We start from the raw sequence: 25,304 nt of genomic DNA on the forward strand, positions 1-25,304 counted from the left end.
AGGCTCGCTCCCACTGGGTCATGCATTGATCAGTGGGGTTGGGTGTCGCCGGCGGCGGTGTCGATGCTGACAACCACTGACATCCCCGGCCGCAAGCGTTCTTCTTCCTGCTGATCGGGATCGATGGTGATGCGCACCGGCACTCGCTGGGCGATCTTGACGAAGTTGCCGGTGGCGTTGTCGGCCTGCAGCAAGGCAAATTCCGAGCCGGTGCCCGGGGAAATATGTTGCACGTGGCCGGTGAATCTGCGGTGATTCAAGGCGTCGACGGTGAAGCGTACCGGTTGCCCGACCCGGACGTTGGCCATCTGGGTTTCCTTCATGTTGGCGATCACCCACTTCTGGTCCGGGACCAACGCCATCAGCTGCGCGCCGGAGTTGACGTAGGCCCCCAAGCGCACGCCGATCTGCCCGAGCTGGCCGTCGCGTGGGGCGACAATTCGCGTGTTCGACAGATCGATCCGCGCCAGTTGCACCGCCGCTTCGGCACTGGCCACGGCGGCCTCCAGCGAGCCGCGATTGACGATCACCGTTTGCAGATCCTGCCGGGCGATTTCCAGACTGGCCTTGGCCTGCGCCACAGAAGCCGTGCTTTGCGCGTTGGCAGCGAGGGTCACGTCGAATTCGCGCTTGGACACCGAGCCGTCGCGCACCAGCTCCTGATTACGCCGCAGATCCGCCTCGCTCTTGCGCAACTGCGCCTGGCTGTCGGCGAGCACCGCCTGACGCAATTTGATCGTTGCTTCGGCGCTGTTGCGCTGCTGCACGACGTTGGCCAATCCGGCTTTCTGCACCGCCAGTTGTGCCAGGGACTGGTCGAGGCGTTGCTGATAAATGCGGTCGTCCAGACGCACCAGCAGGTCCCCGGCCTTGACGTACTGGAAGTCCTGCACCGGGACTTCGAACACATAGCCGCTGAGCTGCGGGCCGATGATCGTCACCTGCCCGCGAATCAAGGCGTTTTCGGTGGTTTCGACCGCACTGCTGAATGGCGGCAGTTGCCAGGCATACAACACGATCAGCACGCCGACGATGGCGATTGCGGCAAAGCCCAGCGAAGAAATGATCCGCACCCGCAGCGAACGCGGCGCGGTGTTCGGCGACGATGGCGGCGCCTCACCTTCAGGCGTGGCGGCGATGGCGTTGGTGGTTGTGGTGGTCGGTTCGGTCATGAAGAAGTGGCACCGCTGGGTGGTACGGAAGGTGTCGGCTCAATGGCTTTGGTGGTGCTCATCAGCCACAACGCACGAATCGAAAGCCAGATCATGGTCAGGACGGCAATGACCGCGATCAGCATGAAGACATCGTTATAGGCCAGCACGTTCGCTTCGCGTGTCGCCGCATTGGCGAGGCTGCGCATGCCGGCCAGATTGCGCAGGCTCGGGTCGGCGAGCAAACCGCCGAACGCCGAGCCGCCGCTCTGCACTCGCGCAGCCACCAAAGGATCGGACATCACCAGATGATCGACGATGTGGCTGGAATGGTACTTCTCCCGCACGATCTGAAAAGTGCCGAGCAACGCCGCGCCGAGCAGTCCGCCGAGGTTATTGCAGATCCCGAACAGCACGGAAAAGCTCACCAGGTTGCGCGGATTGGTCAGCACGTTGCGCGTGCCGAAGACCATGGTCGGGCCGAGAAAAAACGTGCTGCCGAATGCCAGCAGGAACTGACTGAAATACATGTTTTCGGGGCGGGTCAGGTTGTTCGAGAAGCTGTCCATCACCGAACCGGTGGCCATCAGCGCCAAGGAAATGATCAACGGCATCAGCAAATGTTTGGGGTCGATGGTCAACGCGCTGGTGGCAAGCCCAGCGATACTGCCGATCAGCATCACCACATACAGACTGTGCAACTGCTCATAGCCCATGTTGAGGTTCTGCATGAACCCCACTGCGCCGGTGGATTGCTCCGAGGTGACCATGCGGATCAGGGTCACCGCCAGCGCCAGGCGAATCATCGTTCCGCTGCCCAGCCAACGTGTCATCAGCATCGGGTTGCTGCGGTTGTGCTCAATAGCCAGGCCCATGATGATCAGCGCGATCGAACAGGCCAGCGCCACGCCGATCCAGTCCGCCTCCAGCCACCAGTCGATCCGCCCCAGCGACAGCACCGCGCACAACAACGCCACACCCGTGGCGAGGATGGCGAAGGTGAGGAAATCGAGTTTTTCAAAGGTCTTGAAGCGGTCACCGGGCGGCAACTTCAGCAGCAACACACAGCCGAGTGACAGCAGGGCCATGCCCAATTCGAACAGGTACAGACCGCGCCATTCGGCGATCTGCAACAGGTCTTCGGAAAACAGCCGCGCCAGCGGTAACGCCAACTGCGACGTGCCGAGGCCGAGCACCAGCGCTTTGAGCCGCCACTTCGCCGGGAACGCCTGCACCATGTAATACAGACCCAGCGAGCTCAGCGCCGCACCGACCATGCCGTGGGCAGCCCGCACCGCCACTGCCGAATTGAGATCGTTGACGAACAAATGGCCGAAGGTCACCAGCGCGTACAGCACCAGAAATACTTCGGTGAATGCGCGCAAACCGAACTGCTGGCGAAACTTCACCAACAGCAGGTTCATCGACACGTTGGTCATCACATAGGCCGCCGGCAGCCAGGCCATCTCCGCCGTGGTCGCGCCGAGCGAGCCTTGCAGGTAAGGCAGGTTGGCAACCACCAACGAGTTGCCCAGCCCACCGGTCACCGCCACCAGTACACCGACCGCCGCATACGCCAGGCGCTTGGGCGTGGAGTGCAGTGGTGTCGAAGGGGAACCGGGCAGGCTGGGCTTTTCGTGGGGTTGCCAGTTGCGCGGGGCGTATTTATCCATGGATCGGCCTGGTGCTGGGGGTGAAGGAAGTTTGCCGCAATTTGACGGGCAACACACGACTCGACAGACACCAAGGAACCCTGTGGGAGCGAGCCTGCTCGCGAAAGCGCTGTGTCAGTCGACAACTTCATTGAATGAAAGTCCGCATTCGCGAGCAGGCTCGCTCCCACATGGGTTCGGCGTCGCATGGGAGGTCATCGTATAACTTCCAGTTGACAATCCCCGTAAATCTGGGAAATATCCGCATCGATGTTGTACGACGACGTATGACAAATAATAAAAACAACAAACGATCCAGGGAGCGTCACAGTGAGCCCACTCGCCCGCAATTCCGTCCGCCCTTCACGTTTTGCCCATTTCAAACCGCGTTCGACCCTGAGCCTGATCGGTTGCAGCAGCCTCGCTCTGGCCCTGCCGATGAGCGCCGATGCCGAAGGCTTTCTTGACGACAGCAAAGCCACGCTGAACCTGCGGAACGCCTACTTCAACCGCAACTTCGTCAACCCGGCCAATCCGCAGGGCAAGGCTGAAGAATGGACGCAGAACTTCATTCTCGACGCCAAATCCGGCTTCACCCAGGGCACCGTCGGCTTCGGCCTCGACATCCTTGGCATGTACTCGCAGAAGCTCGATGGCGGCAAAGGCACGGGCGGCACGCAACTATTGCCGATCCATGATGACGGTCGCCCGGCCGACAACTTCGGCCGTCTCGGCGTGGCGCTGAAAGCCAAAGTCTCGAAGACCGAACTGAAAGTCGGTGAATGGATGCCGGTGCTGCCGATCCTGCGCTCTGACGATGGCCGCTCCCTGCCGCAGACCTTTCGCGGCGGCCAGATCACGTCCACTGAAATCAACGGCCTGACCGTCTACGGCGGCCAGTTCCGTGGCAACAGCCCGCGCAACGACGCGAGCATGGAAGACATGTCGATGAACGGCCGCGGTGCATTCACCTCCGATCGCTTCAACTTCGGCGGCGGCGAATACAGCTTCAACGAAAAACGCACGATGGTCGGCGTGTGGTACGCCGAGCTCACCGACATCTACCAGCAGCAGTATTTCAACCTCAGCCACAGCCAGCCGATGGGCGACTGGACGCTGGGCGCCAACCTCGGTTTTTTCACCGGCAAGGAAGACGGCAGCGCTCAGGCCGGCGACCTCGACAACAAGACCGCGTTCGCCCTGCTCTCGGCCAAGTACGGTGGCAACACCTTCTATGTCGGCCTGCAGAAACTCACCGGCGACGATGCCTGGATGCGCGTCAACGGCACCAGCGGCGGCACCCTGGCCAACGACAGTTACAACGCCAGTTATGACAACGCCAAAGAGCGCTCCTGGCAGGTGCGTCACGACTACAACTTCGTTGCCCTGGGCGTGCCTGGTCTGACCCTGATGAACCGCTACATCAGCGGCGATAACGTGCACACCGCCAACACCAATGACGGCAAGGAGTGGGGCCGCGAATCGGAACTGGCCTACACCGTGCAGAGCGGCCCGCTGAAGAACCTCAACGTGAAATGGCGCAACGCGACCATTCGCCGGGACTTCAGCACCAACGAATTTGACGAGAACCGGATCTTTATCAGCTATCCGATTTCGTTGTTGTAACGGTTGGTGGTTTCACCTGTGGGAGCGAGCCTGCTCGCGAAAGCGCCGGACCAGTCGACTTGTTCTGACTGGCACATCGCATTCGCGAGCAGGCTCGCTCCCACACGGGAATTGCATTGCAAGTCAGGTATAGGGTGTTGAGAAAATGAACCGCCCCTTCCGTCATCTACACCAAAAGTCGCGTTGACAAGATCCGGAAACCCTACCGATACTTCAGCGCAGTCATACGACAACCTACAACAAACCTAATAACAATGTGTTCAGGGATTGCCATGACGTCTACCTCTACCCCCCGCGCTCCTTTCAACCGCCTGCTGCTGACCGGTGCCGCCGGCGGCCTGGGCAAAGTCCTGCGCGAACGCCTGCGCCCTTACGCCAATGTGCTGCGCCTGTCCGACATCGCCGCCCTCGCCCCGGCCGTCGATGACCACGAAGAAGTCGTGCTCTGCGACCTCGCCGACAAGCAAGCCGTGCATCAACTGGTCGAAGGGGTCGATGCGATCCTGCATTTCGGCGGCGTTTCGGTCGAGCGCCCGTTCGAAGAAATCCTCGGTGCCAACATCAGCGGCGTGTTCCACATTTACGAAGCGGCGCGCAAGCACGGTGTGAAGCGGGTGATCTTCGCCAGCTCCAACCACGTCATCGGTTTCTACAAACAGGACCAACAGCTCGACGCCACTTCGGCGCGTCGTCCCGATGGTTACTACGGCTTGTCCAAGTCCTACGGCGAGGACATGGCCAGTTTCTACTTCGATCGCTACGGCATCGAAACCGTCAGCATCCGCATCGGCTCCTCGTTCCCCGAACCGCAGAACCGCCGGATGATGCACACCTGGCTGAGCTTCGACGATCTCACGCAACTGCTCGAACGCTCGCTGTACACGCCGAATGTCGGCCACACCGTGGTCTACGGCATGTCCGCCAACAAAGACGTCTGGTGGGACAACCGCTACGCCAGCCACCTCGGTTTCGAAGCCAAGGACACCTCGGAAGTGTTCCGCGACAAGGTCGAAGCGCAACCGATGCCAGCCGACGATGATCCGGCGCGGATCTATCAGGGCGGCGCTTTCGTCGCAGCAGGCCCGTTCGGCGACTGACCGTTCGACTTGATCCCCTTTAATAAAAACCATGGGAATGAGTATGCAAGCCGAATTGATCGTCGACGCCCGCAACGCGGTCGGTGAAAGCCCGGTCTGGGTGCCGCAGGAAAACGCCCTGTACTGGGTCGATATTCCCAACGGTGGGCTGCAACGCTGGAACGCTGACAGCGGGCATGTTGCCTCGTGGAAGGCCCCGGAAATGCTCGCCTGCATCACCCGCCACCACAGTGGCGGCTGGGTCGCCGGCATGGAAAGCGGTTTCTTTCGCCTGCACCCGCACAGCGACGGCAGCCTCGACAGTGAATTGCTTGCGACTGTCGAGCACAGCCGCGCGGACATGCGCCTCAACGACGGTCGCTGTGATCGCCAAGGGCGTTTCTGGGCGGGCAGCATGGTGCTCAACATGGGCCTGAACGCGCCCGAAGGCCGACTCTATCGCTACGGCGCCGGGCAGACGGGCGTGATCGAAGCGCAGCTGGATGGCTTCATCGTGCCCAACGGCCTCGCTTTCAGCCCTGACGGCAAGACCATGTACCTGTCGGATTCGCACCCCGATGTGCAACTGATCTGGGCCTTCGATTACGACACCGAGACCGGCACGCCATCGAATCGCCGAATCTTCGTCGACATGAATCATTTCCCCGGCCGCCCCGATGGCGCTGCCGTTGATGCCGAAGGCTGCTACTGGATCTGCGCCAACGACGCCGGCCTGATTCACCGCTTCGCCCCGGATGGCCGACTGGATTTCTCGCTGGAAGTACCGGTGAAGAAACCGACCATGTGCGCTTTCGGCGGCAGCAACCTGGACACCTTGTTTGTCGCCTCGATTCGCCCCGGCGATGACCACGACCCGCAATCGCTGGCCGGCGGCGTGTTCGCCCTGAAGCCAGGCGTCAAAGGCCTCGCCGAACCGCAATTCAACGATTTGCTTTAGACCCTCTGCTGCACCGCTGCGCCTTGAACACAAAAATAACAAGACTGGAGACTCACCCCCCATGAACTTCAAACGCACCTTGCTCGCCGCTGCACTCCCGCTGATGTTCACCTTTGCCGGTGCCGCTCAGGCGGAAATGAAACTCAAATTTGCCGACATTCACCCCGCCGGTTATCCAACCGTGGTGGCTGAAAAATCCATGGGCGACACCCTGACCAAGGAAACCAACGGCGAACTGACCTTCCAATACTTCCCGGGCGGTGTGCTTGGCTCCGAGAAGGAAGTCATCGAGCAGATGCAGGTCGGCGCAGTGCAGTTGTCCCGCGTCAGCCTGGGGATCGTCGGCCCTGTGGTGCCGGATGTGAACGTGTTCAACATGCCGTTCATCTTCCGCGACCAGCAACACATGCGTAACGTCATCGACGGTCCGGTTGGCGATGAGATTCTCGACAAGATCACCAACTCCGAATTCGGCCTGGTGGCGCTGGCGTGGATGGACGGCGGCACGCGCAACATCTACACCAAGAAACCGGTGCGCAAGCTCGAAGACCTCAAGGGCATGAAGATCCGCGTACAAGGCAATCCGATGTTCATCGACATGATGAACGCCATGGGCGGTAACGGCATCGCCATGGACACCGGGGAAATCTTCAGCGCCCTGCAGACCGGCGTGATCGACGGCGCGGAAAACAACCCGCCGACCCTGCTCGAACACAACCACTTCCAGAACGCCAAGTTCTACAGCCTGACCGGTCACCTGATCCTGCCAGAGCCGATCGTGATGTCGAAAATCACCTGGGAAAAACTCACTCCGGATCAACAGAAGATGGTCAAAACCGCGGCCAAGGCTGCCCAGGCTGAAGAACGCGTGTTGTGGGACAAGAAGTCCGCTGCCAGCGAAGAAAAACTCAAGGCCGCCGGCGTCGAGTTCATCACCGTTGACAAAAAACCCTTCTACGACGCCACCGCACCGGTGCGGGAAAAGTACGGCGCGAAGTACGCCGACCTGATCAAGAAAATCGAAGCTGTTCAGTAACGCCTCCCGCTCTGTACTCATGAAAAAGGCCCGGCGCGCCAGCGGTTCAGGCGCGCCCGGTTACGGTGGAACCCGATGAAGAATCTGCTGCTGCGTATCAACGACAAGATCTACATGACGTGCATCTGGGTCGCCGGCCTCTCCGTCCTGGCGATTTCCCTGATGATTCCCTGGGGCGTCTTCGCCCGCTACGTGCTCGGCACCGGCTCCAGCTGGCCAGAGCCGACGGCGATCCTGCTGATGATGGTGTTCACCTTCATCGGCGCCGCCGCCAGTTACCGCGCCGGTGCGCACATGGCCGTGGCCATGCTCACCGACCGCATGCCACCGCAGCTGAAATCCGCAGCGGCGATTTTTTCGCAACTGCTGATGGCGGCCATCTGCATCTTCATGACCATCTGGGGCACCAAGCTGTGCATGTCCACCTGGAACCAGTTCATGGCCGCCCTGCCCGATCTGCGCGTTGGCGTGACCTACTTGCCGATCCCCCTGGGCGGCTTGCTGACGCTGATTTTTGTCGTGGAAAAACTCTTGCTCGGTGACCAGAGCAAACGTCGGGTCGTGCAGTTCGACCTGGTTGAAGAAAGTGAAGGTGCCGCTTAATGGACGCTCTGATTCTGCTGGGCAGTTTTATCGTATTGATTCTGATCGGCATGCCGGTCGCTTACGCGTTGGGCGCCGCTGCGCTGATCGGCGCTTGGTGGATCGACATTCCATTCCAGGCGGTAATGATCCAGGTCGCCTCGGGGGTGAACAAATTCTCGCTGCTGGCCATTCCGTTCTTCGTCCTCGCCGGCGCGATCATGGCCGAGGGCGGCATGTCCCGGCGTTTGGTGGCATGTGCCGGGGTGCTGGTAGGTTTCGTCCGTGGTGGTCTGTCGCTGGTCAACATCGTTGCCTCGACGTTCTTCGGCGCGATCTCCGGTTCGTCAGTGGCCGACACCGCGTCGGTGGGTTCGGTGCTGATTCCGGAGATGGAGCGCAAGGGTTATCCGCGCGACTTCTCTACCGCTGTGACCGTCAGCGGTTCGGTGCAAGCCCTGCTGACCCCGCCAAGTCATAACTCAGTGCTCTACTCGCTGGCCGCTGGCGGTACGGTGTCGATCGCTTCGCTGTTCATGGCCGGCATCGTCCCGGGCCTGCTGATGAGCGCCTGCCTGATGGTGCTGTGCCTGATCTTCGCGAAAAAGCGCAACTACCCCAAGGGCGAAGTGATTCCGATGCGCCAGGCGCTGAAGATCGTCGGCGAAGCCCTGTGGGGCATGATGGCGATGGTGATCATCCTCGGCGGCATTCTCTCGGGGATTTTCACCGCCACTGAATCGGCGGCCATCGCGGTGCTGTGGTCATTCTTCGTGACCATGTTCATCTACCGCGATTACAAATGGAGCGAGTTGCCCAAGCTGATGCACCGCACGGTGCGCACCATCTCCATCGTGATGATCCTGATCGGTTTCGCCGCCAGCTTCGGCTACATCATGACCCTGATGCAGATCCCGGCGAAAATCACCACGCTGTTCCTGACCCTGTCGGACAACCGCTACGTGATCCTGATGTGCATCAACGTCATGCTGCTGTTGCTCGGCACGGTGATGGACATGGCGCCGCTGATCCTGATCCTGACGCCGATCCTGATGCCAGTGATCATGGGCATCGGTGTCGATCCGGTGCAGTTCGGCATGATCATGCTGGTGAACCTGGGGATCGGATTGATAACACCGCCCGTGGGGGCCGTGCTCTTCGTCGGCTCGGCGGTGGGCAAGGTCAGTATCGAAAGCACCGTAAAAGCGCTGCTGCCGTTCTATGGCGTGCTGTTCCTGGTGCTGCTGCTGGTGACCTACGTTCCGGCGATTTCGCTGTGGCTGCCGCACCTGGTGTTGTAACCGTCTGAAAAGATCGCAGCTCCTACAGGAATCGCATTCCCCCTGTAGGAGCTGTCGAGTGCAACGAGGCTGCGATCTTCTGATCGTCAAGCCCGCAACAACATGTACCCCGCCACCACCAGACAGACACTGGCAAACCCCACCTGCAACGCCCGCGCCGGCACCTGCGCGCACAGCCTGCGACCGATGAGCATGCCAACGATGCTGGCGACAATGAACGCCCCACCCTGGCTGTCGATACGCACCCCCGCATGAAACGCGCCGATCACCCCGATCGCGGAAATCAGACTGATAACCATCAACGACGTCGCAACGATGCCGCGCATCTGCACATCGGTCAGTTGCTTGAACGCCGGCACAATCAGAAAGCCGCCGCCGACGCCCAGTAAACCCGAAACCACGCCAGTAACCGCTCCCAGTGCAGCCAGGGTGGCGGTGCATTTGGCGGTCCAGTCGAAGCGCCCGGTCTGCTCGTTGAGCATGCAGTTTTTCTGCCCCCAACTGGCGTGACCGTGATCGCTCGGCCCGGCTTGCTGACGCTCCTTTCTGAACATTCGCCAGGCGACCAGAACCATCAGCAGGCTAAACAGCATCATCAGAATCTTTTCCGGCAACTGATGCGCGAAGTAGATCCCCAGCGGCGAAAACACCGCACCCAGTGCCGCGATCAACAGCGCCGCGCGGTAACGCACCAGACCATGGCGCAAACCATCGATAGCCCCGACCGCCGCCGCGCTGCCGACCGCAAACAAGGCCACCGGCGCCGCTTGCGTCATCGTCCAGCCGAGCCCGAGCACCAGCGCCGGCACCGCGAGAATCCCGCCGCCCGCGCCGGTCAGGCCGAGGACCAACCCCATCACCACGCCAAACAGACTTGCCAGCAACATAGGGGTTTTCTCAGTCGACCCTGGACAGACGCGTCAGCCACTCGCGGCCCTTGAGCATGCCGTGCCAGTAGAACCACGGCAGCAGCGTCGCTTTCAGCCACCATGCCGAACGCCTTGGCACGGTCGGGTCCAGCGGGAAAGTCGGCAGCAGTTTGCCGCCATAGCCGAACTCGGCGAGGATCACCTTGCCCTTCTCCACCGTCAGCGGGCACGAGCCGTAGCCGTCGTATTTGAGCGGCAGCGGTTGATGCTTGCGCGCGGCCAGGAGGTTCTGCGCAACGACGACAACCTGCTTGCGCACCGCCGCCGCAGTTTTCGCATTGCTGGTGCCGCAGATATCGCCCAGTGCGAACACCTCGGGATAACGCGGATGCTGCAAGCTGTGTGGATCGACTTCGCACCAACCGCCGGCATCGGCCAGCGCACTCTGTGCGATGAAATCCGGCGCGACTTGTGGCGGCACGACGTGCAGCAGATCGAAGGTTTTCGCGATCCGGCTGACATTGCCGTCGGCGTCCTTGACTTCAAACCAGGCGGTTTTCGCCGGGCCGTCGACCTTGACCAGATTCGAGTTGAACGCCAGTTGCGCGCCGTACTGTTCGATGTACTTCATCAACGGCGGCACGAAGGTCGGCACGCCAAACAGCGCAGCGCCAGCGAGATTGAATTCGACATTGATGTCTTTCAGCACGGCGGATTTGCGCCAGTAATCGCAAGACAGGTACAGGGCCTTCTGCGGCGCGCCGGCACATTTGATCGGCATCGCTGGTTGGGTGAACAGCGCCCGGCCATCGCGCAGTTTCCGCACTTGATCCCAGGTGTACTGGGCGTGCTGATAGCTGTAGTTGGAGGTGACGCCGTGCTGGCCGAGGCTTTCCTGCAAGCCTTCGATTTTCTCCCAGGCCAGGCGCAGGCCGGGGCAGACGACCAGGTTCTGATAGCTGACGGTGCGTCGGTCGTCGAGGGTGAGTTGGCGGCTTTGCGGGTCGATGGCGCTGACACTGGCCTGAATCCAGGTCGCCTGACGCGGCATGACTTTGCTCATCGGCCTGACGGTGTCTTTCACATCAAACGCACCACCGCCGACCAGCGTCCACGCCGGTTGATAGTAGTGCTGTGAACTCGGTTCGATCACGGTGACTTTGAGCTGCGGGTCACGCTTGAGCAGGCTGGCGGCAAAACCGATGCCGGCCGTGCCGCCGCCGATGACCACGATGTCGGCACTGATGGATGGGCCCCAGTGTTGATCGTTCATTGCTTGTTCCTTTTGCTGCACGCAAGGATTTTTTGGTCCACCACAACAAACAATGTGGGAGCGAGCCTGCTCGCGAAAGCGGTGGCTCAGTCAACTATTCGTCGGCTGACATGCCGCCTTCGCGAGCAGGCTCGCTCCCACAGGAGATGTTTGTGAGGGCTGGCATTTATGGCTGTTCCCAGCTCTTGAGTACCGCTCCGCAATAGAGCCCCGAGAGGGTTTTCATCACCTGAATCACTTCGTGACTGGCCAGGCCGTAGAAAATGTATTTGCCTTCGCGGCGGGTCGCGACCAGGCCTTCATCGCGCAAGATGCCCAGTTGTTGGGACAGCGTCGGCTGGCGTACGCCGGTGATTTTTTCCAGCTCGCCGACGTTGCGTTCGCCCTGGGTCAGTTGACAGAGGATCAACAGGCGATCCTCATTGGCCAAGGCTTTGAGCAAGGCGCAGGCTTTGGACGCCGAGGCGCGCAGTTGGGCGACTTCACATTCGGTCAGACTGGATTGCATTTGCACGAGGCCTTGAAGGTCACTTAAGCTGCGAACATTATGTTTTTACATAAACTGTTGCAACTCGAAATTCCTCAGCACAGGTTTCTGCCATGTCCGCCCAGATTGAAGCGTTCCTCGACCCCGCCTCCTCGACCTACAGCTACGTGGTCTATGAAGCCGACGGCGGCCAGTGCGCGATCGTCGACCCGGTGCTCGATTACGACGGCGCTGCCGGGCGCACCGGCACCGCGCAGGCGGACAAGATCATCGCTTTCGTGCGTGCGCACCGGCTGCAAGTGCAATGGCTGCTGGAAACCCACGCCCACGCCGATCACCTCTCCGCTGCGCCGTACCTGCGTCGGGAACTGGGCGGCAAGATCGCCATCGGCGAATCGATCAGCAAAGTGCAGAATGTGTTCAAGGCGCTGTTCAATCTGGAGCCGGAATTTTGCGTCGATGGCTCGCAGTTCGATCACCTGTTCGCGCCGAACGAGTCGTTCATGATCGGCAATCTCAAGGCCACCGCCCTGCACGTCCCCGGCCATACGCCAGCGGACATGGCGTACCTGATCGACGGCGAGCAGATCCTGGTGGGTGACACGCTGTTCATGCCGGACGTTGGCACCGCGCGCTGTGATTTCCCTGGAGGTAATGCGCAGCAATTGTTCAAGTCGATCCAGAAGCTGCTGGCGTTTCCGGCCAGCGTGAAGCTTTACGTCTGCCACGATTACCCGCCCGAGGGCCGCGCCTCACAGTGCCAGACCACTGTTGGCGAACAGCGCAAAAGCAATATTCATGTGCATGACGGGATCGATGAAGCGGCGTTCGTCGAAATGCGCACGACACGTGACGCTGGGTTAGGCATGCCGACGTTGCTGCTGCCGGCGATTCAGGTGAATGTACGGGCGGGGAACATGCCGGCGCCTGAGGACAATGGCGTGGTTTATCTGAAGATCCCGCTTAACAAGCTTTAACGTCAAAAGATCGTCCGATCGCGGCCCGAGCCTTCGGCAGCTCCTACATTTGGAATGCGGTGCAACTGTAGGAGCTGCCGCAGGCTGCGATCTTTTGATCTTCACGTGCCCAACGTCAAACCGTTCGCAGGTAGCGGCAACGCAGTCTTGTAGCGCACCTGCTTGAGCGCAAAGCTCGAGCGAATGTTCGCCACCCCCGGCACCTTGGTCAGAAAATCCATCATGAAGCGTTCCAGCGACTGAATGCTCGGCACCAGCACGCGAATCAGATAATCCGGATCACCCGCCATCAGATAGCACTCCATCACCTCAGGCCGATCAGAAATCGCTTCCTCGAAATGCTGCAACGCCTCCTCTACCTGTTTTTCCAGGCTGACGTGAATGAACACGTTCACGTGCAGCCCCAGCAGATCGGCATCCAGCAGCGTGACCTGCTCGCGAATCAGGCCCAATTCCTCCATGGCCTTGACCCGGTTGAAGCAAGGCGTCGGTGACAAATTCACCGAACGAGCGAGGTCGGCGTTGGTGATGCGCGCGTTCTCCTGAAGGCTGTTGAGAATGCCGATATCGGTACGGTCCAGTTTGCGCATGAGACAAAACCACCTGTTTTTTATGTTTATGCAGAATTTCTATCTGCAAATGGTCGCCAGCGCAACGAAACACAGAGAAATATTCTTCTTGGCCACGCCTATGATTGTTGTAGGACAAGATTTCCTCATCCCGGAATGACTGCCAGCTCACTACAAGAAATTCACAAGATCGAGCGTAGAAGCCATGACCCAAGCGTATGAACCGCTGCGCCTGCACGTCCCTGAACCCTCGGGCCGTCCCGGCTGCAAAACCGACTTTTCCTACCTGCATCTGACCGATGCCGGTACGGTGCGCAAACCTCCTGTTGATGTAGAACCTGCCGACACCGCCGACCTCGCCCGTGGCCTGATTCGCGTGCTCGACGACCAAGGCAATGCGTTGGGCCCGTGGGCCGAAAACGTGCCGGTCGAGATACTGCGCAAAGGCATGCGCGCGATGCTCAAGACGCGCATCTACGACAACCGCATGGTCGTCGCCCAGCGGCAGAAAAAGATGTCGTTCTACATGCAGAGCCTTGGCGAAGAAGCCATCGGCAGCGCCCAGGCGTTGGCGCTGAACATCGACGACATGTGCTTCCCGACCTACCGCCAGCAAAGCATCCTGATGGCCCGCGATGTGCCGCTGGTCGACCTGATCTGCCAACTGCTGTCCAACGAGCGCGATCCACTCAAGGGCCGCCAGTTGCCGATCATGTACTCGGTCAAGGACGCCGGTTTCTTCACCATCTCAGGCAACCTCGCCACCCAGTTCATTCAGGGCGTTGGCTGGGGCATGGCCTCGGCGATCAAGGGCGATACGAAAATCGCCTCGGCGTGGATCGGTGACGGCGCCACCGCCGAATCGGACTTCCACACCGCCCTCACCTTCGCTCACGTTTATCGGGCGCCGGTGATCCTCAACGTGGTCAACAACCAGTGGGCGATTTCCACCTTCCAGGCCATCGCCGGCGGTGAAGCCACGACTTTCGCCGGACGCGGCGTCGGTTGCGGCATCGCCTCGCTGCGTGTCGATGGCAACGATTTCTACGCGGTCTACGCCGCCTCTGCCTGGGCTGCCGAACGCGCCCGGCGCAACCTCGGCCCGACCATGATCGAATGGGTCACCTACCGCGCCGGCCCGCACTCGACCTCCGACGATCCATCGAAATACCGCCCTGCCGATGACTGGAGCCACTTCCCGCTCGGCGATCCGATCGCGCGTCTGAAACAGCACCTGATCAAAGTCGGTCACTGGTCGGAGGAAGAGCACAGCGCCGTCAGCGCTGAACTTGAAGCCGAAGTGATTGCCGCGCAGAAACAGGCCGAACAGTACGGCACCCTCGCCGGCGGGCAGATTCCAAGCGCCGCGACCATGTTCGAAGACGTCTACAAAGAGATGCCGGAGCACTTGAAGCGCCAGCGTCAGCAGTTGGGGATCTGACATGAACGATCACAACAACAATATTCAGTTGGAAACCGCCATGACCACGACCACCATGACCATGATCCAGGCCCTGCGCTCGGCCATGGATGTGATGCTTGAGCGCGATGACAACGTCGTCGTGTTCGGTCAGGACGTCGGCTACTTCGGCGGCGTGTTCCGCTGCACCGAAGGCCTGCAGACCAAGTACGGCACTTCGCGGGTGTTCGACGCACCGATTTCGGAAAGCGGCATCGTCGGCGTCGCCGTCGGCATGGGCGCCTACGGTTTGCGTCCGGTCGCCGAAATCCAGTTCGCCGACTACGTCTACCCCGCCTCCGACCAGATCATTTCCGAAGCAGCGCGCCTGCGTTATCGCTCGGCCGGCGAGTTCACCGCACCGATGACCCTGCGCATGCCATGCGGCGGTGGCATCTACGGCGGCCAGACCCACAGCCAGAGCATCGAGGCGATGTTCACTCAGGTCTGCGGTCTGCGCACGGTGATGCCGTCCAACCCGTACGACGCCAAAGGCCTGCTGATCGCCTCCATCGAAAACGATGACCCGGTGATCTTTCTTGAGCCGAAACGCCTGTACAACGGCCCGTTCGATGGCCATCACGACCGCCCGGTAACCCCGTGGTCGAAACACCCGCAAGCCCAGGTGCCGGACGGTTACTACACCGTGCCGCTGGACGTTGCTGCGATCACTCGCCCGGGCAAGGACGTGACCGTGCTGACCTACGGCACCACCGTATACGTCTCGCAAGTCGCTGCCGAAGAATCCGGCGTCGATGCCGAAGTCATCGACCTGCGCAGCCTGTGGCCGCTGGACCTGGAAACCATCGTCAAGTCGGTGAAGAAAACCGGCCGCTGCGTGGTGGTTCACGAAGCCACCCGCACCTGCGGTTTCGGCGCCGAGCTGGTGTCGCTGGTGCAAGAACATTGCTTCCATCACCTGGAAGCGCCGATCGAACGCGTCACCGGTTGGGACACTCCCTACCCGCACGCGCAGGAGTGGGCGTATTTCCCAGGGCCGTCCCGCGTGGGCGCGGCGTTGAAACGGGTCATGGAGGTCTGAATGGGCACGCACGTTATCAAGATGCCGGACATTGGCGAAGGCATCGCAGAAGTAGAACTGTCGCAGTGGCACGTCAAGGTTGGCGATCTGGTGGTTGAAGACCAGGTGCTGGCGGATGTGATGACCGACAAGGCGATGGTCGATATTCCGTCGCCGGTGCATGGCAAGGTGATCGCCCTTGGTGGTCAGCCGGGTGAAGTGATGGCGGTCGGCAGTGTGCTGATCAGCATCGAAGTCGAAGGAGCCGGCAACCTTAAAGAGTCCGCCGCACCCGCGGCTGTCAAAGAAGCACCGGTTGCGCCGAAAGTTGAAGCCGCTGTCGAAAGCAAACCCGCCGCAACCGCCGCACCACGTCCGGCTGCCGTTTGCCAAGGCCCGATGGTTGCTCGCGAAGCGGATGAACGCCCGCTCGCATCGCCGGCCGTGCGCAAACATGCGCTGGATCTGGGCATTCAATTGCGTCTGGTGCGCGGCACCGGCCCGGCCGGTCGTGTGCTGCACGAAGACCTTGAAGCCTATCTGGCGCAAGGTCAGTCGAACGCTTCGGCACCAGTTGGCGCCGCGTACGCTCAGCGCAACGACGAAGAACAGATTCAAGTGATCGGCATGCGCCGCAAGATCGCCCAGCGCATGCAGGACGCCACGCAGCGCGCAGCGCATTTCAGCTATGTCGAGGAAATCGACGTCACCGCGATCGAAGAACTGCGAGCGCACCTGAATGAAAAACATGGCGCCAGCCGAGGCAAGTTGACCTTGTTGCCGTTCCTTGTTCGCGCGCTGGTGGTGGCCCTGCGCGACTTCCCGCAGATGAACGCCCGTTACGACGACGAAGCGCAAGTCATCACCCGCCTCGGTGCGGTGCATGTCGGCGTCGCCACGCAAAGCGATGTCGGCCTGATGGTGCCTGTGGTGCGTCATGCAGAGGCGCGCAGCCTGTGGGACAGCGCCGCGGAAATTTCGCGTTTGGCCAACGCCGCGCGCAGTGGCAAGGCCAGCCGCGATGAGCTGTCCGGTTCGACCATTACTCTGACCAGCCTCGGTGCGCTGGGCGGCATTGTCAGCACGCCGGTGCTCAATCTGCCGGAAGTGGCCATTGTCGGCGTGAACAAAATCGTCGAACGGCCGATGGTGGTCAAAGGCCAAGTGGTGATCCGCAAGATGATGAACCTCTCCAGCTCCTTCGATCACCGCGTGGTCGACGGCATGGACGCGGCGCTTTTCATCCAGGCCATCCGTGGCTTGATCGAACAACCCGCCACCTTGTTTGTGGAGTAATGGAATGCAGACTTTGAACACCACTTTGCTGATCATCGGCGGCGGCCCCGGCGGTTACGTCACGGCGATCCGCGCCGGGCAACTGGGCATCCCGACCATCCTGGTCGAAGGCCAATCGTTGGGCGGCACCTGCCTGAATATCGGCTGCATTCCGTCGAAAGCGCTGATTCATGTGGCTGAGCAGTTTCATCAGACGCAGCATCACAGCCAGCATTCGGCGCTCGGCATCAGCGTTGCCGCGCCGACCCTGGACATCAGCAAAAGCGTCGAGTGGAAGGACGGCATCGTTGATCGCCTGACCACTGGCGTCGCCGCGCTGTTGAAGAAAAACAAGATTCAGGTCATCAACGGCTGGGCGAAAATCATCGACGGCAAAACCGTGGAAGTCGGCGATACGCGTATCCAGTGCGAACATCTGGTGCTGGCCACCGGTTCGACCAGCGTCAACCTGCCGATCCTGCCGATTGGCGGGCCGATCATCTCCTCCACCGAAGCGCTGGCGCCGACGGCTGTGCCGAAGCGTCTGGTGGTGGTCGGCGGTGGTTACATCGGCCTGGAGCTGGGCATCGCCTATCGCAAGCTCGGTGCCGAAGTCAGCGTGGTCGAGGCGCAGGACCGGATTCTGCCGGCCTATGACGCAGAACTGACGCAACCGGTGCATGAAGCGCTGAAGCAGCTGGGCGTGAAGCTGTACCTCAAGCACAGCGTGCTGGGCTTCGACGGCACGTTGCAGGTGCGCGATCCCGAAGGCGAAACCCTCAATCTGGAAACCGATCAGGTACTGGTTGCCGTCGGTCGCAAAGCCAACACCCAAGGCTTCAATCTCGAGGCGTTGAACCTGGACATGAACGGTTCGGCGATCAGGATCGACAGCCGTTGCCAGACCAGCATGCGCAACGTCTACGCCATTGGCGACGTGAGCGGCGAACCGATGCTCGCCCACCGCGCCATGGCTCAGGGCGAAATGGTTGCCGAGCTGATCAGCGGCAAGCGCCGCGAATTCAACCCGACCGCCATCGCCGCCGTGTGCTTTACCGACCCGGAACTGGTGGTGGTCGGCAAAACTCCGGACGAGGCCAAGGCTGCCGGGCTGGACTGCATCGTTGCAAGCTTCCCGTTCGCCGCCAACGGCCGCGCAATGACCCTGGAATCGAAAAGCGGCTTCGTCCGCGTGGTCGCACGTCGCGACAATCATCTGATTGTCGGCTGGCAAGCGGTGGGAGTCGGGGTTTCCGAATTGTCGACGGCATTCGCGCAGAGCCTGGAGATGGGCGCGCGCCTGGAAGACATCGGCGGCACCATTCATGCCCACCCGACCTTGGGCGAAGCGGTGCAGGAAGCGGCGTTGCGGGCACTGGGGCATGCGCTGCATCTGTAGGCCCTTTCGCGAGCAGGCTCGCTCCCACACTTGCAATGCATTCCCCTGTGGGAGCGAGCCTGCTCGCGAATTCTTGAGGGCAACACTATTTATCTGAGTGTCATCAGATAGTCCGGGCTGCGAAACCGCTCAAGAATGAAGTATTGTTGTGCCCATCCAAAAAAACGTCAGAAGCCTTGAACCGTTTCGGCGGTTGTTCAGTGATAGAGGGTGTCATGGGTAACGAAAGCATCAATTGGGACAAGCTGGGTTTTGACTACATCAAGACCGACAAGCGCTATCTGTCGTACTTTCGCGATGGCGAGTGGGACAAAGGCACCCTGACCGAAGATAACGTCCTGCACATCAGCGAAGGCTCCACTGCCCTTCACTACGGTCAGCAGTGCTTCGAAGGCATGAAGGCCTATCGCTGCAAGGACGGCTCGATCAACCTGTTCCGCCCGGACCAGAACGCCCTGCGCATGCAACGCAGCTGCGCGCGCCTGCTGATGCCGACGGTCGACACCGAGCAGTTCATCGAAGCCTGCAAAGCCGTGGTTCGCGCCAACGAGCGTTTCATCCCGCCGTACGGCACCGGCGGCGCGCTGTACCTGCGCCCGTTCGTGATCGGCGTCGGTGACAACATCGGCGTACGCACCGCGCCCGAGTTCATCTTCTCGATCTTCTGCATCCCGGTCGGCGCCTACTTCAAGGGCGGCCTGACCCCGCACAACTTCCAGATCTCCAGCTACGACCGCGCGGCCCCGCAAGGCACCGGTGCGGCCAAGGTCGGCGGCAACTACGCCGCCAGCCTGATGCCGGGCTCGAAAGCCAAGAAAGCCAACTTTGCCGACGCGATCTACCTCGATCCGATGACCCACACCAAGATCGAGGAAGTCGGTTCGGCCAACTTCTTCGGGATCACCCACGACAACAAGTTCGTCACCCCGAACTCACCATCGGTCCTGCCAGGCATCACCCGCCTGTCGCTGATCGAACTGGCCAAATCGCGTCTGGGCCTGGAAGTGGTTGAAGGCGACGTGCTGATCGACAAGCTGTCGGACTTCAAGGAAGCCGGTGCCTGCGGTACCGCTGCGGTGATCACGCCGATTGGCGGCATCAGCTACAACGATCACCTGCATGTGTTCCACAGCGAAACCGAGGTAGGCCCGGTGACCCATCAGCTCTACAAAGAGTTGACTGGCGTGCAGACCGGCGACATCGAAGCGCCAGCGGGCTGGATCGTCAAGGTTTGATCTGACGACTGCTGATGCTCAAAAGCCCTCCACCGAGTGATTGGTGGGGGGCTTTTTTGATTGTGGTTGTTGGTTTTTTTTGTGTAAGGCTGGAGATCTTTTCCCCCTCACCCCAGCCCTCTCCCCCAGTGGGGGCGAGGGGGAAAGGGAGCCGATCCGTGTGCTTTTCAAAACTGAGTTCGACTCGGTGATTCACGTCGATGTATTTTGCGAGAACACCTCGGTCGGCTCCCTCTCCCTCCGGGAGAGGGCTGGGGTGAGGGTTTGCTTTTGATTTTTGGAGGTAATGCGTTTACCCGTCCGATCAGCAATCCCGCTCGCCTGCCCATTCTGCTGCTTGCCCATCCGCGCCTGGGTGATCAATCCCGGTATTAATTCGCCCTCCGGCAGATTCTTCCAGAACCGCACCGGCAAATGTCCTTGCATGACCTTCGGGTTCAACCGCGCCGGGTTGAAGATGTGGCTGTAGTAGGTCAACCACAAATCGCCGTGGGGGTCGTCGACGTTCTGCGCCAGTTGCTGCCATTCAATCGGGCACTGCCGCTCGTGAATCAATTGCTCACCGTCGTAATAAACGCCGTCACGCGGTGTGGCGATCAACCAGCGATGCTGGCCCATGCGCCCGATGAAATGCTCGCTGGCGCTGTGCAGAATGTCATGGGCCGGTTCATGCCACGCGACATATTGCGGGCCGGGCAGATCCTTTGGCCGCTCGATGAAACGCACGAATGCATGCAGATGATGGGCCTCGCGGCTGACCTGCTTGATGCGCCGCTGCAACTCGCTGCCGAGTTTGTCGCCGGCCATCATCGCCGTGCGGTCGCCGTGACTGACGCGCCACAGGACTTCATACAACAGGCTCCAGCGCTGTTCGCCGCGATAGCGCGCCGCGTGCTCGAGGGTGTCGAGCAGCGCGCGCGGGATACGCGCCTGAAACGGCCCCTGCCCTTCGGGCACGTGATCATCGCTGGCAAACAGATCGCCAACGCCTTCCGCCGCCCAGCTCACCAGACTCGGATCGATCTCATGGCTGAGCAACCAGCGCGCCTGCTGGCGCCAGGTGTCGAACAGATCGTCACAATCGAGACTGATCATCCCCACAACCCCATCTGCTGCGGCATCGGCCGGTCGCGCAATTGCTGGTAGAGCATGTGGCTGGTGACTTCCGCCTGTTGTGGGTGGTAATCGCTGGTGATGATGAACGGCTTGGCCTTGGCCAGTACGCAGCGCATCCGCGCGACGTCTTCGTAACGGATGCGGCGCTGACGGCGCAACTCGACCAAGCGCTCGGTGGTGCGCAAGCCAATGCCGGGGATGCGCGCGATCAACGTCGCGTCAGCACGGTTGAGGTCCAGCGGGAACACTTCGCGATTCTCCAGTGCCCAGGCCAGCTTCGGGTCAATATCGAGCGCCAGATTGCCCGGGCCTTTGAGCAGTTCGTCAGCGCTGTAGCCGTAGCTGCGCAGGAGGAAGTCAGCCTGATACAAACGGTGCTCGCGCATCAGCGGTGGCGCGGCGAGCGGTACGCTTTTCGGGCTGTCGGGGATCGGACTGAATGCCGAGTAATAGACCCGGCGCAGGCGGAAATTGCCGTACAGGGACTGGGCGCTGTGAAGGATGGTGCTGTCATCGGTGTCATCGGCACCGACGATCAATTGCGTACTTTGCCCGGCCGGGGCGAACTTTGCCGAGCGCGGCTCGTTCAATACTGTTTGCACGCCGGTGTAGATGGTGTTCATCGCTTGCTTGATGGAAGTGATGTCCTTCTCCGGCGCCAGGGTCTGCAGGCTGGCATCGGTGGGCAGTTCGATGTTGACGCTGAGGCGGTCGGCATAACGCCCGGCTTCTTCGATCAAGGCCGGATCGGCTTCCGGAATGGTCTTTAGATGGATGTAGCCGCGAAATTCGTGCTCTTCACGCAGCAGCTTCGCCACGCGCACCAGTTGCTCCATGGTGTAGTCCGCCGAGCGGATGATCCCGGAGCTGAGAAACAGGCCGCTGACGCAGTTGCGCCGGTAGAAATCCATGGTCAGCGTCACGACTTCTTCCGGGGTGAAGCGCGCACGCGGCACATCGCTGGAACGGCGGTTGACGCAATATTGGCAATCATAAAGGCAGAAGTTGGTCAGCAGGATTTTCAGCAACGACACACAGCGCCCGTCCGGCGTGTAGCTGTGGCAAATGCCCATGCCGTCCGTCGAACCGAGCCCGCTCTTGCCTTCAGAGCTGCGCTTGGGCGCACCACTGCTGGCGCAGGAGGCGTCGTACTTGGCGGCGTCGGCGAGGATGCTCAGCTTGTCGATGATTTGCATGGCGCGGGCTCTTTACTGTGTGCATATACAGTATAGGCTCGCCCGCTGCGAAACAAGTTGATGGATGACCCCTCGTCGGCTGGCCATCTGAATTGCGGCCAACCGCGCAACCAGTGGGAGCGAGCCTGCTCGCAAATAGGCCCTGCCAGTCACCGCAACACAGTGATCAAACCGCCCACTGCAATATCAACCAACTGTTCGCCCCGCTGATCAACACAAACAGCCCCCAGGCCAGCACCCGCGTGGGCCAGCGATTGACGAACGGCCCCATCAATTGCCGATCGTTGGTCATGCGGATCAGCGGGTACAAGGCGAACGGCAGTTGCAGGCTGAGCACCACCTGGCTCAACACCAGCAACTTGCCGATAGCGCCATCACCGAGCAGCCATACGCCGATGAACGCTGGAATCAGCGCCAGCCCGCGAGTGATCAAACGCCGCTGCCAGCACGGGATGCGCAGGTTCAGATAGCCTTCCATGATCACCTGCCCGGCGATGGTCCCGGTGAAGGTCGAACTCTGCCCCGACGCGAGCAGCGCCACGCCGAACAACACACTGGCCAGCGCACCGCCCACCAGCGGGTCGAGCAGGTGATAGGCGTCCTGAATGTCGACCACATCGGTGTGCCCGGACTGGTGAAACGCCGCCGCTGCGAGAATCAGGATCGCAGCGTTGACCAGCAGCGCCAGGGCCAGCGAACCGATGGTGTCGATCCGCGCCAGTTTCACCGCGTCCCGCTTGCTCGCCAGGTCCTTGCCGAACATCCGCGTTTGCACGATCGAGGTGTGTAGATAAAGGTTGTGCGGCATGACGGTGGCGCCGAGGATGCCGATGGCCAGATACAGCGGCGCCGCATCGCTGATCGCGGACAGCGAGGGTTTAAAGCCCAGCGCCACGTCTGGCCAGTACGGTTTGATCAACAACAATTCGACGAAGAAACACACACCGATGGTCGCGACCAGCACCAGCATGATCGCTTCGAGACGACGGAATCCCCGGTTCTGCAGGGCCAGTACCAGCAGCGTGTCGAAAGCCGTCAGAGCGATGCCGAAACTCAGCGAGCAACCGAGCAGCAAGTGAAACGCCAGGGCGCAGCCAAGCACTTCGGCGAGGTCGGTGGCGATGATCGAGATTTCCGCCAGTATCCATTGCAGGCGCGCGGTCCGCGTGCTGTAACGCTCGCGGGACAACTGCGCCAGATCGCGCCCAGTGGCGATGCCCAGCCGCGAACACAGGCACTGCACGACCATGCCGGCCAGGCTCGCCAGCAGCACCACGAACAACAGGCTGTAGCCAAAACGCGAACCAGCCTCGATCGCGGTGGCCCAGTTGCCCGGATCCATGTAGCCGATCGACACCAGCAAACCGGGGCCGGCGAAGCGCAGCACACGTTTGAAGAACGAGGCAGTCGGATCGACCGCAACACTGCCGGCCACTTCCGGCGGGCAAAACGGCGCGGTGGCGATTTTGGGCAAACTGAATTTCACGCACACATCCAGAAACAAAAACGGGAGCCCGGCAGCTTAGTCGTTTCGCCTGATGCCTTGAAGCGCAAAGATCACTGAACCTATGGGTTCACCCCCAGCAACTGCTCGCGCAATTCGGGACTGCGTGTTCGCGGATCCAGCCAGATAGCAAAAAACGCCTTGGCAAACTGCGGATCCTCGATCTCATGCTGGAGCTTCTGCCCGACAAAAAACCGCGCGCCCTTCCCCGGCAGATACACGCCGGTAATCCGCGTGCCGGCCTGGACGTCGACAAAGGATTGCTGCATCTGCGCCTGCCAGCCGGCCAATTGCGCTGAAGTGACCCGAGGACCGGCAAGGCGTTTGATCTCATCGACGCTGGTGCTGACCAGATCGTCTCGCGAGATGTTGCGCCGGTAGATCAGCTCCAGTGCAAACGGCTGGCCGTCCGCCAGCGGCCGCGCGGCACTCCACAAGCGCGCGCTGTAAACATCGAAGCCGAATACACTGAAATCGCCGCTGCCGATGATTTGCGCCCCTGGCACCGCGTCCTGCCAATTGGCCCACGTCGGCGTCAGCAACAGCACCCACAAGCCGATGCCACAACAGCCTCGTACGAGCTTCGGTGTTCTGTTCATCGCCGTATCGTCTCCGCTGCATTCTGATGATCAAAGCATAGCTGGATTCACGCCTGAATTTTTGTATACAAAAATTGCGAACATAGGCAGCAATCTTCAGGTGGCAGTGCTAACGTGGCCCATCCTGACCCGATGGAGACACCCGCGTGCTGATCCTCAAACTGCTGCTGATTCCCGGTTTTCTCCTGCTGATTTCCCTGGCGGGCAAACGTTGGGGGCCGAGCGTGGCCGGGTGGCTGTCGGGATTGCCAGTGGTGGTCGGGCCGATTCTGTTCTTTCTGGCGATCGAACAAGGGCCGCAATTTGCCGCGCAATCGGCGGTCGCGGCGCTGTCGGCAATGTTCGCGATGATCGCTTTCTGCATCACTTATGCGCAGGTGGCGCAGCGGGCGAACTGGCCGTGGGCGTTGACCATTTCACTGGCGGTTTGGGCCGCGCTGGCGACGGTGTTGTCGGTGATTCCGGCGTCCCTGCCGTTCTCGGTGATTGCGGCAGCGGTGGCACTGCTCGCTTCGCCTTATCTGTTCCCCGAGGTGCAGCTGGTGTTGAACGGGCCGGCACCGAAGTCGGACAAACTGATCTGGCGGATGATCGCCGGCGCGGCGCTGACGCTGGTGGTGACGATGCTCGCCAGCACCGTCGGCGAACGCTGGAGCGGCCTGCTCGCGGTGTTCCCGGTGCTGGGCAGCGTCATGGCGGTGTTCTCGCAACAAACCCGCGGCCCGGCGTTTACCGCTGCGTTATTGCGCGCAACGGCGACCGGCATGTATTCGTTTTCGGCGTTCTGCCTGGTGTCGGCCTTGACGCTGCCGACCATGGGCCTCAGCGGTTTTGTCGTAGGCGTGGCAGTGTCGGTGGCGATGCTCGGGGTGACCCGGCGTCTGCTGGCGCGGCCATTGGCCAAGGCGCAAGCGCAATAACCGCCCGGACGAATCGCGCTGGA

22 protein-coding genes and 1 pseudogene are annotated in these 25,304 nt (G+C 61.0%); 13 read left to right on the top strand and 10 right to left on the bottom strand.

Annotation, left to right across the window (positions count from 1 at the left end):
- Nucleotides 1-29: 29 nt before the first annotated feature.
- Complete coding sequence (locus tag PS14A_RS14985) at nucleotides 30-1,172, bottom strand: HlyD family secretion protein (RefSeq protein WP_212616613.1); 1,143 nt, start codon at nucleotides 1,170-1,172, stop codon at nucleotides 30-32.
- Nucleotides 1,169-2,824 carry an MFS transporter gene (locus PS14A_RS14990; protein WP_073471236.1) on the bottom strand — a complete coding sequence of 552 codons (1,656 nt, stop codon included), beginning with the start codon at nucleotides 2,822-2,824 and terminating at the stop codon, nucleotides 1,169-1,171. Before PS14A_RS14990 ends, PS14A_RS14985 begins: the two co-directional genes overlap by 4 nt.
- A 309-nt stretch (nucleotides 2,825-3,133) precedes the next feature.
- On the opposite strand from PS14A_RS14990, the gene PS14A_RS14995 reads away from it, so the two are divergent.
- From PS14A_RS14995 to PS14A_RS15020, 6 genes are all read left to right on the top strand, one after another.
- On the top strand, nucleotides 3,134-4,429 hold the full coding sequence (locus PS14A_RS14995) for an OprD family porin (RefSeq protein ID WP_212616614.1): 1,296 nt from the start codon (nucleotides 3,134-3,136) through the stop codon (nucleotides 4,427-4,429).
- Nucleotides 4,430-4,701: 272 nt separating this feature from the next.
- Nucleotides 4,702-5,526, top strand: coding sequence for an NAD(P)-dependent oxidoreductase (locus tag PS14A_RS15000; RefSeq protein WP_110645549.1), 825 nt, complete (start codon nucleotides 4,702-4,704; stop codon nucleotides 5,524-5,526).
- Nucleotides 5,527-5,569: 43 nt separating this feature from the next.
- A complete protein-coding gene (locus PS14A_RS15005) occupies nucleotides 5,570-6,463 on the top strand; it encodes an SMP-30/gluconolactonase/LRE family protein (RefSeq protein WP_212616615.1) in 894 nt (297 codons plus the stop codon).
- 61 nt (nucleotides 6,464-6,524) lie between these two features.
- A complete protein-coding gene (locus PS14A_RS15010) occupies nucleotides 6,525-7,499 on the top strand; it encodes a TRAP transporter substrate-binding protein (RefSeq protein ID WP_137214851.1) in 975 nt (324 codons plus the stop codon).
- A gap of 75 nt (nucleotides 7,500-7,574) precedes the next feature.
- Nucleotides 7,575-8,102, top strand: a complete 528-nt coding sequence (locus PS14A_RS15015) for a TRAP transporter small permease (protein WP_212616616.1) — start codon at nucleotides 7,575-7,577, stop codon at nucleotides 8,100-8,102.
- A complete protein-coding gene (locus tag PS14A_RS15020; RefSeq protein ID WP_016775191.1) occupies nucleotides 8,102-9,382 on the top strand; it encodes a TRAP transporter large permease in 1,281 nt (426 codons plus the stop codon). The genes PS14A_RS15015 and PS14A_RS15020 overlap by 1 nt, the downstream gene beginning before the upstream one ends.
- A gap of 86 nt (nucleotides 9,383-9,468) precedes the next feature.
- On the opposite strand, the gene PS14A_RS15025 is transcribed toward PS14A_RS15020, so the two are convergent.
- The 3 genes from PS14A_RS15025 to PS14A_RS15035 all read right to left on the bottom strand — a co-directional run bounded on the left by PS14A_RS15025 (nucleotide 9,469) and on the right by PS14A_RS15035 (nucleotide 12,032).
- The gene (locus PS14A_RS15025; RefSeq protein ID WP_016775192.1) at nucleotides 9,469-10,269 is read right to left on the bottom strand and encodes a sulfite exporter TauE/SafE family protein; all 801 of its coding nucleotides are present in this window, start codon (nucleotides 10,267-10,269) and stop codon (nucleotides 9,469-9,471) included.
- A gap of 10 nt (nucleotides 10,270-10,279) precedes the next feature.
- On the bottom strand, nucleotides 10,280-11,524 hold the full coding sequence (locus tag PS14A_RS15030; protein WP_212616617.1) for an FAD/NAD(P)-binding oxidoreductase: 1,245 nt from the start codon (nucleotides 11,522-11,524) through the stop codon (nucleotides 10,280-10,282).
- Between the two features lie 166 nt (nucleotides 11,525-11,690).
- On the bottom strand, nucleotides 11,691-12,032 hold the full coding sequence (locus PS14A_RS15035; RefSeq protein ID WP_133336678.1) for a metalloregulator ArsR/SmtB family transcription factor: 342 nt from the start codon (nucleotides 12,030-12,032) through the stop codon (nucleotides 11,691-11,693).
- A gap of 92 nt (nucleotides 12,033-12,124) precedes the next feature.
- On the opposite strand from PS14A_RS15035, the gene PS14A_RS15040 reads away from it, so the two are divergent.
- Nucleotides 12,125-12,988, top strand: a complete 864-nt coding sequence (locus PS14A_RS15040; RefSeq protein WP_024013346.1) for an MBL fold metallo-hydrolase — start codon at nucleotides 12,125-12,127, stop codon at nucleotides 12,986-12,988.
- A gap of 101 nt (nucleotides 12,989-13,089) precedes the next feature.
- Here PS14A_RS15040 and bkdR read toward each other — a convergent pair whose 3' ends face one another.
- Nucleotides 13,090-13,578, bottom strand: a complete 489-nt coding sequence (gene bkdR, locus PS14A_RS15045) for a Bkd operon transcriptional regulator BkdR (RefSeq protein WP_039762201.1) — start codon at nucleotides 13,576-13,578, stop codon at nucleotides 13,090-13,092.
- A gap of 184 nt (nucleotides 13,579-13,762) precedes the next feature.
- Here bkdR and PS14A_RS15050 point away from each other — a divergent pair, with 184 nt between their 5' ends.
- From PS14A_RS15050 to PS14A_RS15070, 5 genes are all read left to right on the top strand, one after another.
- Entirely contained in the window at nucleotides 13,763-14,998 is a 1,236-nt protein-coding gene (locus PS14A_RS15050) for a 3-methyl-2-oxobutanoate dehydrogenase (2-methylpropanoyl-transferring) subunit alpha (RefSeq protein WP_024013347.1), read from the top strand.
- A gap of 1 nt (nucleotide 14,999) precedes the next feature.
- Entirely contained in the window at nucleotides 15,000-16,058 is a 1,059-nt protein-coding gene (locus tag PS14A_RS15055; protein ID WP_003224000.1) for an alpha-ketoacid dehydrogenase subunit beta, read from the top strand.
- Nucleotides 16,059-17,333 carry a dihydrolipoamide acetyltransferase family protein gene (locus PS14A_RS15060; protein WP_212616618.1) on the top strand — a complete coding sequence of 425 codons (1,275 nt, stop codon included), beginning with the start codon at nucleotides 16,059-16,061 and terminating at the stop codon, nucleotides 17,331-17,333.
- A 4-nt stretch (nucleotides 17,334-17,337) separates the two neighbouring features.
- Nucleotides 17,338-18,711, top strand: coding sequence for a dihydrolipoyl dehydrogenase (gene lpdA, locus PS14A_RS15065; RefSeq protein ID WP_130910810.1), 1,374 nt, complete (start codon nucleotides 17,338-17,340; stop codon nucleotides 18,709-18,711).
- A gap of 215 nt (nucleotides 18,712-18,926) precedes the next feature.
- Complete coding sequence (locus PS14A_RS15070; RefSeq protein ID WP_137214846.1) at nucleotides 18,927-19,946, top strand: branched-chain amino acid aminotransferase; 1,020 nt, start codon at nucleotides 18,927-18,929, stop codon at nucleotides 19,944-19,946.
- A gap of 279 nt (nucleotides 19,947-20,225) precedes the next feature.
- Here PS14A_RS15070 and PS14A_RS15075 read toward each other — a convergent pair.
- The 4 genes and pseudogenes from PS14A_RS15075 to PS14A_RS15090 all read right to left on the bottom strand — a co-directional run.
- Nucleotides 20,226-21,041, bottom strand: a pseudogene (locus PS14A_RS15075) (TIGR03915 family putative DNA repair protein); the annotation flags it as partial.
- The gene (locus PS14A_RS15080) at nucleotides 21,038-22,258 is read right to left on the bottom strand and encodes a putative DNA modification/repair radical SAM protein (RefSeq protein ID WP_024013352.1); all 1,221 of its coding nucleotides are present in this window, start codon (nucleotides 22,256-22,258) and stop codon (nucleotides 21,038-21,040) included. The pseudogene PS14A_RS15075 and the gene PS14A_RS15080, both read right to left, overlap by 4 nt.
- A gap of 166 nt (nucleotides 22,259-22,424) precedes the next feature.
- Nucleotides 22,425-23,744, bottom strand: a complete 1,320-nt coding sequence (locus tag PS14A_RS15085; RefSeq protein ID WP_212616619.1) for an Nramp family divalent metal transporter — start codon at nucleotides 23,742-23,744, stop codon at nucleotides 22,425-22,427.
- An 80-nt stretch (nucleotides 23,745-23,824) separates the two neighbouring features.
- Nucleotides 23,825-24,361 (bottom strand): chalcone isomerase family protein, encoded by a 537-nt coding sequence (locus tag PS14A_RS15090; RefSeq protein WP_212616620.1) that lies wholly within the window; start codon nucleotides 24,359-24,361, stop codon nucleotides 23,825-23,827.
- A gap of 146 nt (nucleotides 24,362-24,507) precedes the next feature.
- On the opposite strand from PS14A_RS15090, the gene PS14A_RS15095 reads away from it, so the two are divergent.
- On the top strand, nucleotides 24,508-25,281 hold the full coding sequence (locus PS14A_RS15095) for a hypothetical protein (protein WP_212616621.1): 774 nt from the start codon (nucleotides 24,508-24,510) through the stop codon (nucleotides 25,279-25,281).
- Nucleotides 25,282-25,304: the final 23 nt, after the last annotated feature.

This window comes from Pseudomonas sp. 14A (genome assembly GCF_018132745.1).
Taxonomy (GTDB): Bacteria; Pseudomonadota; Gammaproteobacteria; order Pseudomonadales; family Pseudomonadaceae; genus Aquipseudomonas; species Aquipseudomonas mercuritolerans.